This window comes from Thioalkalivibrio sp. ALE14, assembly GCF_000376845.1.
GTDB lineage: Bacteria > Pseudomonadota > Gammaproteobacteria > Ectothiorhodospirales > Ectothiorhodospiraceae > Thioalkalivibrio.
This window is the reverse complement of record NZ_AQXY01000017.1, coordinates 13,371-25,937: the sequence shown is the minus strand read 5'-3', so window position 1 is coordinate 25,937 and position 12,567 is coordinate 13,371. Positions and strand designations below refer to the sequence as shown.

The 12,567-nt window shown below is 63.8% G+C and carries 7 protein-coding genes; 4 read left to right on the top strand and 3 right to left on the bottom strand.

The features are described from left to right. Positions 1–28 precede the first annotated feature (28 nt). Genes F572_RS0101610 through F572_RS0101600 form a run of 3 tightly spaced genes read left to right on the top strand, consistent with a single transcriptional unit; the run spans position 29 to position 2,954 of the window. A complete protein-coding gene (locus F572_RS0101610; RefSeq protein WP_017942835.1) occupies positions 29–487 on the top strand; it encodes a hypothetical protein in 459 nt (152 codons plus the stop codon). Then, positions 487–1,926, top strand: a complete 1,440-nt coding sequence (locus F572_RS0101605; protein ID WP_017942836.1) for a glutamate-cysteine ligase family protein — start codon at positions 487–489, stop codon at positions 1,924–1,926. Before F572_RS0101610 ends, F572_RS0101605 begins: the two co-directional genes overlap by 1 nt. A 14-nt stretch (positions 1,927–1,940) precedes the next feature. After that, on the top strand, positions 1,941–2,954 hold the full coding sequence (locus F572_RS0101600) for a M14 family metallopeptidase (RefSeq protein ID WP_026143138.1): 1,014 nt from the start codon (positions 1,941–1,943) through the stop codon (positions 2,952–2,954). A 35-nt stretch (positions 2,955–2,989) separates the two neighbouring features. Here the strand turns inward: F572_RS0101600 and F572_RS0101595 are convergent, their stop codons facing one another. After that, the gene (locus F572_RS0101595) at positions 2,990–3,199 is read right to left on the bottom strand and encodes a hypothetical protein (RefSeq protein WP_017942838.1); all 210 of its coding nucleotides are present in this window, start codon (positions 3,197–3,199) and stop codon (positions 2,990–2,992) included. Positions 3,200–3,919: 720 nt separating this feature from the next. Here F572_RS0101595 and F572_RS0101590 point away from each other — a divergent pair. Next, positions 3,920–8,353 (top strand): sacsin N-terminal ATP-binding-like domain-containing protein, encoded by a 4,434-nt coding sequence (locus F572_RS0101590; RefSeq protein WP_018158331.1) that lies wholly within the window; start codon positions 3,920–3,922, stop codon positions 8,351–8,353. Between the two features lie 138 nt (positions 8,354–8,491). Here F572_RS0101590 and F572_RS0101585 read toward each other — a convergent pair whose 3' ends face one another. Together F572_RS0101585 and F572_RS15595 are read right to left on the bottom strand one after the other, a co-directional pair. Continuing rightward, a complete protein-coding gene (locus F572_RS0101585) occupies positions 8,492–9,604 on the bottom strand; it encodes a Fic family protein (RefSeq protein ID WP_018158330.1) in 1,113 nt (370 codons plus the stop codon). A gap of 295 nt (positions 9,605–9,899) precedes the next feature. Then, a complete protein-coding gene (locus F572_RS15595) occupies positions 9,900–12,509 on the bottom strand; it encodes a hypothetical protein (RefSeq protein WP_155984564.1) in 2,610 nt (869 codons plus the stop codon). Positions 12,510–12,567: the final 58 nt, after the last annotated feature.

The window sequence follows — 12,567 nt, the reverse complement described above, 5'->3', positions numbered from 1 at the left end:
TCCCCGACTCCGCCGATCAGGATACCCAATGGCATTTGATCCGCAACAACTGGAGCAGTCGTTCGCGTTCGACCCCGACACCGTGCGGGATCTGCGCGAGCGCTGGTCGCGGCTGATCACCGATGCCGTCTGGGGCGAGCTCAAGACCGGCACGATCGGGGCGGTCCCGCGCCTGCGCAAGCGCCTGCTGGAGCTGGGCGAGAACCTGCGCTCCATGCTGTCCGATCGCGCCTGGATTCCGCACGAGCGCGAACGCGTAAAGGGCGCGATGGCCGCCAGCCTCAACCTGCGCGACAGCCTGCAGCAAACCGACCGCGCCGCGAAGCTGCTGAATGGCGGCGCCGACTTCGAGGCCTTTGAAGCCGACTACCTCGCCTTCCGCAAGGTACTGCTCGCCTTCATCGAGCACCACGAGCAAATCTGGGGCGATCTCCTGGAGAGCCTGTACGACGAAGCAGCGGACGCCGACGACCGGGACGAGGACTAGTGGGCCGCGAGATCCGTGAGGAGCACTTCGGCGCGGCGGATTTCTCGCGCTTCCACGAGGCCCTCGCGGACGAAACGGCCCGCCTGCTGGAGTGGCTGCGCACGCAGCCGGTGGAGGACCCCGCGCCGCCCCCGCGCCTCGGCTTCGAGATCGAGGCCTGGCTGTGCGATGCCCAGGGGCGCCCGCTGCCGGTCAACGATGCCTTCCTCGTGGCGATGGACAGCCCGCTGGCCACCCCCGAGCTGGCGCAATTCAATGTCGAGCTGAACAGCAGCGTCTTTCGCACCGGGCCCGGCTGCTTCGGCGCGATCCTCGAGGAGCTGCGCGAGACCCTGCGCCAGGCACGCCGGGCCGCCCGCCATTCCGGCGCCGAACTGCTGATGGCCGGCAGCCTCCCGACCCTGGATCCGGCCGATCTCGGGCTCCACCACATGTCCCATCAGGCACGCTACCGGGCGCTGAACAGCGCCATCCTGGAACAGCGCGCCCAGCGCCCGCTGGAGGTGGACATTGTCGGCCACGAGCACCTGCAGCACCGCCATTCGGACGTGATGCTGGAGGCGGCAGCGACCTCCTTCCAGGTGCATATCGAGACCCGGCCCGACGTCGCCCACCGGGCCTACAATGCCTCGCTGGTGGCCGCCGCCCCGGTCCTCGCCGCCGCCGGTAATACGCCCTACATCTTCGGTCACGACCTGTGGGCCGAGAGCCGCATCCCGCTGTTCGAGCAATCGGTGGAGGTCGGCGGGTTCGCCGACTCGGCGCGCGGACCGATCCGGCGCGTGACCTTCGGCACCGGCTACCTGCACGCCTCGATCGGCGAATTGTTCACCGAAAACCTCGAGCACTTCCCGGTCCTGTTGCCAGTCGCGCTCGACGAACCGCCCGACCAGCTGGCGCATCTCGCCTTCCACAACGGCACCATCTGGCGCTGGAATCGCCCGATCGTCGGCTGCGACGCCGATGGCCGGCGCAGCCTGCGCCTCGAGTTTCGCTGCCTGCCGGCGGGCCCGTCGCTGATCGATATGCTGGCGAATACCGCCTTCGCGCTGGGCCTGATCGAGCACCTGGTGAGCGAATCACCGGATGGCACGCTGGACACCCCGTTTTCCGAGGCGCGCGACAACTTCTACAATGCGGCTCGGCACGGTCTGGACGCCCGCCTGCGCTGGGGCCACCGCGACCCCGTCCCGGCGCCACGCCTGCTCACGCGCGAACTGCTGCCCCGAGCGGCCGAGGGCCTGGAGCGCCTGGGCATCGAGCCCGCCGAACGTGATGCCCTGCTGGGGATCGTCGCCGCACGCGTGGCCAGCCGCCAGACCGGCACGCGCTGGCAGCGCGACTGGGGCGCGCAACACGGCCGCGACTGGCCCGGGCTGGTCCGGGCCTACCGCGGCTGGCAGAACACCGGCGCGCCGGTCCACACCTGGGGCCTCTAAGGAGACGCTCACCCGTGACTCAGATGATCCACGAGTACTTCGAACTACCCGACGGCTTCCTCGAAGCCACGCCGGAGACCCTGCACCAGTACGTGCCCGGCCCGGCGCTGATCCATCTCGAGGGCCAGCGCGAACCTGCGGTGGCCGTGGTTCTGCTACTGCACGGCAACGAGCCGGTGGGCCTGCACGCGGTGCAGCAGCTCCTGCGTCACTACACCGGGCGCCCGCTGCCGCGCGCGCTGACCCTGATCGTGGGCAACCCGCAGGCGGCCGCCCTGAACCAGCGTCACCTCGACGACCAGCCGGACTTCAACCGCATCTGGCCGGGCACCGAACAGGGCGGCTCGCGCGAGGCGGATATCTTTGCCGAGTTATGCCGGCGGCTGGAGGGGCGCGGCCTGTTCGCGGCGATCGACCTGCACAACAACACCGGGCGCAACCCCCATTACGCCTGCATCAACCGCCTGGACACGCCGTTCCTGAACCTGGCCGCGCTTTTTGGGCGCACGGTGGTCTACTTCACGCGGCCGCGCGGGGTGGCCTCGATGGCACTGGCACACATCGCACCCGCCGTCACTCTGGAGTGCGGCCACCCGGGGGACGCGGCCGGGATCGACCACGCCCGCGAAATGATCGACGCGGTGCTGCACCTGGACCACTTTCCATCTGCACCACCGCGCGAGGGCGCCATCGAGATCTTCCATACAGTGGCCCAGGTCCGGGTGCGGCCGGGGCTGCAGGTCGGGCTGGAGGCACAGCACGACATCCGCCTGGAGCCCGACCTCGACGGCCTGAACTTCCAGCTATTGCCCGCCGGGTCGCGCCTGGTGAACGTACACAGGGATGCCGATGACCCGCTGGTCGCCATCGCCGAGGACGGCTCGGAGGTCACCGGAGACTATCTGGAACGTGCCAGCCAGGAGATCCGACTGAAACGCCAGGCCATGCCCTCCATGCTCACGCTGGACACCCGGGTCATCGCCCAGGACTGCCTGTGCTACCTGATGGAACCACTGAACCTCGGCTGACCCCCGAGGCGCCCGGGAGGGAACCCGGCGCGGAATCAGGCGTCGCGTTCGACGCGCTCGAGGACCTGGGCGGGGTGATCGCCCTTGCGGTAGTTGGGGAGGTCGCGCTGCATGTCCGCCAGCGCCTTCTCGCGTGCTGGCTCGCTGTCGTACCAGCGATAGGATTCCCAGTCCGGCCCCAGCAGGTGCGGCATGGCCATGGTGCTGCCTTCCGGCATGCGGATGCGGATTCCGTAGCGTTTCATGGATTCGTCCGAGGTTGCTCCCTTGAGAGGCCGCCCGCGCGCACGCACGCGACCCGGCGCGCAGTCTATCCGAGCCCCTGCACACCGGCAATACGGCTGCCAGCGACGGCAGCCCAAACGAAACAGGGGCTGCCATGACGATGGCAGCCCCTGTCGGGATTCGGTGGTGGCTACGCCCTGATTCGAACAGGGGACCCCATCATTATGAGTGCGCACCCTCAGATGGTTTCCCAACACCCCGGATCGGCCTTAAACGGCTCTATGAAGCGATTCCAAAGGGCCTCAACCGCATCCGCCAAAAAACCAATTCGCGCCGATTGTGCCCTCCAAGCGCGCATGAAACTGTACCGCGATGGCACAGAATGTGTGCCAGCCTGACCCTCAGATGATCTTCCACGTTGAGCTCGATGAACTCTCCAAGCCGGGCCCCAGCCGTCGTTTCGCGGGCGCGAAACCGCACTCAATCCAAGAGCAGCCAACTTTTTGAGAATCACTTTTCAAAGCAGACCGCACGAACGGATGCGTCTCCCGTGCGGCCTCCAGTTGCGGAGGCATTTCGTTTGTTGTTCTCTGTGGTAGCCGCACTACGACCTGACCGAAAACCCTAAAGACCGGGTTCGCACAAAAATCCCACTGGCCACACTTGGCACCTGCCTGTCGCGCCCACCAGTAACGATCAACCTGGACGATCTTCCAACTTGCAAAGGACTGCCCACTGCCATGGTTTCGAAGTACCCCAGCCGCGCAGCAATCCACGATCTGCTCCAGCAGCATCTTGAGGAGCACCGCCGCCTTCCTGAATCAGCGCGCTCGCGTGACCTGGGCGCAGAGCGTTCCCTCGTCCAGGACTATTCCGGGCGCGTGGTCTTCGAATTGCTGCAAAACGCCCTCGACCGTTCGAGGGAGCGCATCCTTGTTCTGTGGAACCCGGAAACCCGATGCCTGGAGGTGGCCAACGATGGCGATCCGGTAAGCGCCCATGCCGGACAGACGCCGCGCCGTAGCGACTTTCACGCACTGCTGAGCCTGCACTCCTCGACCAAGAGCGCCAAGGAAAGCGTCGGTAATAAGGGGGTGGGGTTCCGCTCGGTGTTCGCGGCCGCGCCCGAAGCAGAGGTTTGGAGTCGGCTAGATGACGGTAGTTGGTGGGGCCTGCGCATGCGCCATCCCAGCCGGCTGCAACCCGCACCCGTGGTCACATGGGCGAGCCCCGAGGTCGCCAGCTTCTACACGCCGGAACTGCTGGAGACGGACACGAACGGGCGCTTCTCCGACTATCAAACAGTCATCCGACTGGTTGATGTCCGCCCCGAACGCGCCTCCGTCCTGGAAGAGACCGTTCACGAACTAATGCGCGTTCCGCTCCGCTTCCTGGAGGCCCGCGCACCGCATCCGGCTGACCTGTCGATCCGGCTGGAGTCGGGCGACCAGATGACGGAATACCGGCTGACGGACCGCCAGCGAGAGATCGCGATATCCGAATCGGAGAAGATTGCGGTGAGCGAAGCCGTTCAGCGCGACACCGGTCTGGAGCTCGATGAAGCCCGTGTCCGGGTGATGGCCTGCACCGTATCCGGGCCGGATGGATACGCCCAGCGCCACTCGGGTCTGTACTGGTCCTATCTACCGACCGAACAGGAAGCCGGATTCGGTGTGGACGTCCAGGCGGACTTTTACCTGAGTAATTCCCGGCGCGCGCTCGCCCTGCGCCCGCTCACCGCCGACGAAGAGGAATCCGCATCGGACCCGGCTGGCTGGAACCGTCATCTGGTACGGCGCGCCGCCAACTTGATCGTCCATGATTTATGGAAACGCCCGGAGCTTGTACTGCGCGAGGACTTCTGGGCGTTTTTTCCTCCGGAAAGCTGTCGCTGCGAGCACCTGACGTTCGAGGTCGGACGCCTGCTGCTGAATGACGACGAAGCGCTTCGGGATTTGATCCGGCGAAGCTTCCCCGAGAATCAGTACTGGAGCCTGCAGCGATACACCGACCTCTTCTCGGCCCTTGAGGGCTGGGCTTCCTACGCCTACCGGAACCCTTCATGCGCAGGTCAGCAGGCGCTTTATCGCTGGCACGAGGCCTTGCTGGAGATCGTCGAGCGATCAGCTGCACCCGTGCTGCCCATCGTGCAGGAGACTGGCGAGTCGGCGGTCGATGCTCCCGTGCCGGTGGCGCGACCGATGGTGCGCAGCAAGCCGGGTCAGAGGCGCGGCACGGCGGACCGAATCTATTTGCGTCGGGAACGGGGTGACCCTCAAGCGCTGGAATCCTTGCCGCCCGTGGTGCAGAACCAGGGGACATACGTCACCGTATTCGTGCCGCCCGGCATGCAACGTGATGACACCAAGTTCGGGCTGATGGAATTCAGTCGCCCCGAGCTACTGGCGCAGCTGCAGCCTGGCGAGAACGCACGGGAACACCGGCAACTTCTGCGCGCGGCATTGAAGCTGGCATCCGAAGAACCCTCGCAGGGTGGTGTCGAGTCGGTACTCACCAGGGCGCTTACAACACCCGGCGGTCCCGCCTGGCGGCTCTCGCTCGAGCCGGGAACCACGCTGCGCCGCGCCGCACAGAACCTTCGATCACTGTGTCTCCCGACGCGAGGCGGATGGGAACCGGCTGCGCATGTAACCCGCAGTGATGGAGGCCCCTGGCCTCGCCTCGACGAAGCCGAACTGGCGTCGGTCATTGTCGACCTCACCAGTGACACGCACGTCGAAAATCCACCCTCGCTCGACGTGGACCGCGCCTGTCGATTATTCGGTGTCGGCGTGCTGCCCATTGACGGAAATGGAGGGATACCGAACTGGCCCGATGCGCCATCCGAAATGCTCGGGCGTTCCATCATTCAGCATTGGTCACGAGACCTGCATCCGGTGTTCGCGGCCAGCCTTGGGTCCACGGCACGCGAGCAGCTCCGGGGTACACGCTGGATCCACGACGGCACGACAGAGGGGTCGCGGATCCAGCTGGAGGCCGGAGTCGGTGAAGGTGCGCCGTATGCACCACTCGATCTCTGGGTGCAGACACAGTCTGGCTTTCGCACTCAGCTCCTCCCGCGTCTGACCGTCGCGCGCGACCATGGAATACCGGACTGGCTGAACGACCTGGGGATCGAAAACCCGACGCAAACCCAATCCGAGGAACGGATCCTCCGTGCGCTGGGACGCCTGCGGGCATCCTCACGTGCAAAGGAAGACGAACGCGGCCTAGGCGACCTGTACCGACGGCTTGTGGAGGGCGCCTTCCGGGTCGAGCCGTCGCCAGAGATTCCCTTGCTGTACCGCTATGTCGACCGCGATGGAGCCACCCGCAGCCTGGAATGGGGCCAACCCGGAGACAATATCTGGCACGACCCCGGTGGCGCTGATTCCTCCGCGTTGTCGGCGTTTCGCGATGTAAGGATCTGGACGTTCCGCGGCGCCACCAAGGCAAAGGCCGAGGCCCTGGGCCTGGTGCACTTCGCTCCGGGACCCCCGGAGGTCAAATGGGAAGGGGAGACCAACAGCACGCTGGCAGCCCGCCTTCGGGAACACATCTGGGAAGCGCTTCCCGATGCACTCGCCGCCGCATCGACGGCCCGCGAAGAATTCGATGAACAAGATGCGATCCGCAACCAGTCCGCCCTTGAAGTCCAGCACTACGAACGTGTTTGGGTCCGCTGGACGTTTGCAGGAAAGTCGGCCGAGCGGGGCCGGGATGATCTTGGCGACGTGTTTCTCCTCCCCCTGCCCGACGGACGCAGGGCGATCTGCTTCGACGGTCACGAACCACCCTTGATGGAATGCGCCGGCCCGCTCAGCGAGCTGCTGTGTGGGAGCCGGGCCTTCGTCACCTTCTTTCGGGACGGCCTGTACGCCTGGAGCCAGACCCGCCTGAAGCAGCACCCCGGCAGTTCGCTCGCACGCTTTCGCCGCGACTACAACCTCAGTGAAGCGGAAATCCAGCAATGGCGAGGACGGTTGCAGGAGGCGCGCCTCGACGGCCCACGCAGGGCGTTGTGGGAGGAACGAGTTCTGGGTGTTCTCCGGGACTACGGAGAAGTGAAGAACGGTGTCGTTCAACCGGGCATGACCGTAACGCCCGCCCTGTGGGAGAGATCTTCACCAGATGGCCAGCCGGGTGTCCGTGATGTCGACGAGGACACGCTGCGGCGCCGCCTTGAAAATGCACTCAACGATGACTCCGAGTTTCAACGCCTAGTGCCACTGGTCGATTTCCATACGACCCATCGCGATCGCTTTCTGACGACTAACCGCACGCCGTACATCGCCGCAGCCGCCGAGCGGCGGGGCCGGAACTCGTGGACGGAAGCACTACTGGAGGAGTTGAACCACCTCGGACAAGGCATCACGGATCTGGAAGAACCGGCCTTCCAGCGCCTGGGTTTCGATGCCGATCAGGCACTCCGCCTACGGTTCGGGCTGCCGCTTGAGGGTGATCTCGCTCCCTCCCGAGCGGCCATGGACTTTGCCCATGGACAGATCCCGATCACCTCGTTGCCCAAGGCCGATGGCGCACCGCCGCTGCTGCGTCCATTCGGGGGAACCCCCGGAATGGGCGCCCCTCGCGCCGCGATCTCAGATCAAGCCTGGATGGAAAAGGCCCACCGCCAGATGTCGGGTGGGCGCCGGGCCGAAGATGCGATCCTCAACCTCGCGATACGACAAGCCAACGAGTGGAAGGAGCGAGATCCGGGGGGCTTCCACCAGGCGATCGAAGCCTCTCTTCCATTACTGGGTGAGCCCGGAGCCGAACGGTATGCGCGGCTCGACGAGGAAGGGGGTCTTCGCGCCTTTCTGCACGTAAGCGAGTACCTCGGCGATGTCGGCTTTGACGTACTGGTACCCGATGAGGACGCCAAGACCGCTTTGCTAGTCGAGGCAAAGCGAGTGCCAACGCTCAATGCGGACGTGGCTTTCTTCCTTTCCGAAAGCGAGCGCCGCCGCGCCCTTGCCTACCGGGATCAGAAGTATCCCTGGCGACTTTGGCTCGTCTCCACTACGGGCGAGACCCTTGATGTGTCCGCGTTGATCGAGAACTTCCAGGCGCATGCGGACGATGTACGAAATCTGCTGCAAGCGGGGTTGCGACCGGGTGAGTGGGAACTGGTCATACAACCTGGGAAGACTTCGACCTCATCTGCGCAATGATGCTGCATCAGTACAGGTCCAAGCGGTTCAGATGCGCTGAAGGTAACAGCCAGGTTCCCGCAGATTCCTGGGCGCACCCCGCATGAACAGTGCTGGATCCCTGCAGCATTCCTTGTCGACCCGGTGCCAAGCGCCGGGTCATCGGAACGTGTCCGGCAAGGAATAACTCGTGCTGCGTCCACCGCCCGGGTTCTTCTTCAACGCGTCCCGGCCCACCAGGTCCGCAATGTCACGCTGTGCCGTGTCCTGCGAACACTTGGCCATCCGGGCCCAGCGCGAAGAGGTCATCCCGCCTTCGAACCCATCCAGCAGACGATTGAGCACCTTGATCTGTCGGGCATTGAGCGGCTCCGTGGCGAACCGCTCCCAGAATCGCGCCTTGTACAGCACGTGCTCGAGCGCATCTTGGGCGCTGTCCAGCGAACGCCGCAGGCAGCCGAGGAACCATTCCAGCCACAGGGTGATGTCCAGGTCCTCCTGTTTCTGGGTCCGCTCCAGGATCGCGTAATAGTCACTGCGTTCCCGAAGGATCTGCCCGGACATGCTGTAGAAACGTTCCGCCGACCCATCCGCTCGTGCCAGCGCCATATCGGCGATCGCCCGCGCGATACGCCCGTTTCCATCCGCGAACGGGTGAATCGTCACGAACCAGAGATGAGCCAGCCCCGCCACCAATAGCGGATCCAGCGGTCCGGGTGTCTTAAACCAGGCGAAGAAAGCGTCGACCTCCCCCGGGATTCGTTCGGCCGGTGGCGCGGAGAAGTGCACCGTCTTCCGGCCCACGGGCCCCGACACCACCTCCATCGGCCCTTCTTCGTCATCCCGCCAGCGCGCGACCGGAATCCGCGTTATTCCGCTACGCCCCGTCAGAAACAGGGCCGCATGCCAGTCGAACAGCCGATCCACCGTCAGCTCACGGTCAAAGGCCTTCGTGGCATCCAGCATCAGGTCGACCATGCCGTCGACATCCCGCCCTGAAGCGACCAGTCCCCCGGCCTCCAGGCCGAGGCGACGTGCCAGGGAAGAGCGCACCTGATCCAGGGGTAGCCGTTCGCCCTCGATGGCGCCGGAGTCCACGATATCCTCCGACAGCACCCGCAGCGACGCTTCCTCACGTAGCGCGAAACCCAACCCCTGCATCCGCCCGAGCAGCCGGCCCTGCTCGCGCGCGGCCGCGGCCAGCATCGGCGCGATATGTTCCGCGTCCCACTGCCAGTGGGGCCAACCGGTCAGTTCCCAGATATATCGCACACCAATCTCCGCATATTATGCGGAGATTATGCGGATCATTCTCCGCATTTCCAAGCGTAGACGGAGTGCGACGGGTGATCAGTGCTTCTGATTGTCTGGTGTTGGTGGGCGACACAACAACGACCCGTGCGTAGAGCCCAAGGTGTTATCGGCAGAGCGAATCAACCGTTCCGCACATGCCCTTGCCACCCAACTGTCTCACCTGGCCCTGTCGGCTGGAGCACGCGGTATGGCCGCATGAAGCCGTAGAAGACAGAACCCAAGCGCCTTTCTAACACAGAGAAAGGGCCGAAGATCACGCCATCAATGCCAGCAGCCGCGGAGCGAGATGCCCTGACTCCGCGAGCTGCGCCATTGCGAAGGAGCGAATCTCACGTGGACAAGGTCCGCTACGGCACTCCAAAAGCGAGACAACCCTCTCCAATGATTTTTGGTGCCCGGCATAGCTCTCCAATAGCTTGCCACCAGTCTCCCTGCCCAAATGCTTCTCCAGCATCCTGATTGCTTCTTGGGGTTGTTCCCTCCAGAGCCATGTCGCAGCTGCACGACTTTCCGGCCCGGAGTTCTCTACCCAACCGACCACCTCGTTCTTCAATTCGGGGGTGAGCCCGTCTTCAATACGCTGCCACCAATCCCAGGCATCCGTCCGGTCCCGACAATGGTCCAAAATGCCTCTTTGAATGGTAACGGGCATCAAGGGGAACACCGAAGCCACGATTGCCAACTGTTCACCATCCAGGCCGGCCACGAATGCACCAGCTTCGGCCTTCTCAAGCAGATCTTTTTTAACGCCCGAAGCGCCCAAGAGCCAAAGCTGGAGCTGCTTAAGTTCAGCGCCACCTCGCGGAAGGGCCCGAAAAACGCGGATCAAAGCCTGCGTGTAATCCTTCGACCCATGCAACTTCCTAGACAAGACATCCCGAGACCACTCCACGGACATAACGGTTTCCCACCATGCCCAGAGCACCAAGGAGCCATCCCGCACGGCCCGCGACAACAAACTAGGGTGAAAGACTGCCTGGGCATCAATTAGGGGCGTCGGAATCCGGTCCGCAATCTCGCCCGCAAGATCGATCAGTCGTTGCTGCGCCGGGGGAAGCCCTGAAAGGCCAACGCTCGCATCAGGGATTTGGATATCCCCATGCAACTCCAGACTGGGCGTATCCACCCACCCTGGGAATAATTGTTGCCATCCGACCGGGAGCTGGAATGTCGGACGTTCCGTGTAAAGACTCCAGGACCAGCACGCTGCTAGCCACCCATAAGCCCTGGTAGATGTGGCCGACAAGGATTGCCCGGCCGCAACTTCATTCCGGAACAGCCGATCCAGGACAAGGTCCCTAAGATGGATCATGGACTGCGGGGCACCCCCTGATTCCTTCAGGGTTTGCCCACCGGCCAGGAATACCGCCTCGGCTGCGCCGATGTTCGCTGCATCGAACACCGCATTGCGAACGCTGCGCTCAGCGCACACCTGAATCTGATCTACGCCAAGATCCGCCAGCGCATCCTCCACGAGGGCAGACCGCTCCGGATCAAAGGACAAAGCACCCCAATCACCAAGGTCCCCATTCGCGATAACCTGCTGCAGATCTCCCACGGCGATCGCGTGGACGGCCACGTGGGGGGTCATTCTCCTCGCACCCATCGCATCTTCTTCCAGCAAGCCCGCCTCGGTGAGACGATCTGCAGCTCCTACTGCCTCATCGAGCATCGATGCAGAAGATGGGTCTTGGGGAATCGGCTCAGGCAGCAACGAGAGAGCCACTTCCCGACTATCGTGCGGCTGAATGGCTTCAACGGCAGTCTCAACCACTCGCTTCCAATCTTCTGCCCCGATCCATGATCCCCATAGCACGTCAGCCGAAAAGAGCCAGGCCCTCACGCAATCTCGGAACAGCCGCTGAGTCTTTGGATCCCCACTAATCACCAATGAAAGCCATTGCTCGGCGGCATCGTCCCCAACTGGGCTGGGCAGTCTTCCCGAACCGATGCGATACGACAGGCCAGCGACCTCGACCAGGGCTCGCGGAGTTGGTACCAACCCAGACTCGGGCAGATCACTTACCCATTGCCGCAATCGATCACTGTCCCATTTCCGTCCGCCTTGAGCGCGAAGCCGGGAAGCCAGCCAATCGATCAACCGTTGATGCCAGTCGCGCATCAATATAAATTCGTACCCCTTCAAACCGCTATCGCTGAGGTCTTCCAGAAGCCGCCCCAAACTCGACCTACTGACAAATTCCTCTGGCAGGGGAAATGGAGCCGCAATCAGGACGGACCCAAGCGGAGCACGCCGCTCCAATGCCTTCTTATCCTTCCACCCTTTGGAGTCTGAAACCCTCAGACAGAGCGGCGCCGGATCCAGGAGACGTTCGTTCACGTCGTGGACGGATGTCGCAGCGATGCATTCGAACGGCCCTGAAACGTTAAGTTGCTTCCAGAAAAGGTCGAGACCGGTACCCGGTGGGAAAAAAACCCAGTACACGCCGCGGAGCAGACCATGACCGGCGGCGACACCCGGCCGCACGCCCAACCAGGGATCCAGCTCACTGCTGCAGTCACGATCTTTGTGGCTGAAATACCCCACACGGCAGGCCTCCTCACGACGCAGATCCAGAGGTCGTATCTCCGGAAATCCTTCGAAGCGATAAGTGGCCAGTGGGTCGGCTGCAGCATGGATCCCGAGATCGCTCTTGCTACACCCGAGCAGAGCCGCAAGCCTTTCTGCAAACCGGCTGTTCCGCTCCCACCATCCCGTCTTTCCGTGGTTCAGGTCACTCAGCTTTGCGCCGACCGATCGGGACTGCCTGGGCTCCTCGGGCACAGCCTCGCAGAGCGCTTCGGCCAAGCGCTTCATTGACCTGTAGTTGGCCTTCCGCCGCATCTCATCAAGGCTCGTCATGGATCGCTACTCGCCGTTTGGAATGGGCCAGCATAAAGCGCCCACGTTGATCTCGCCA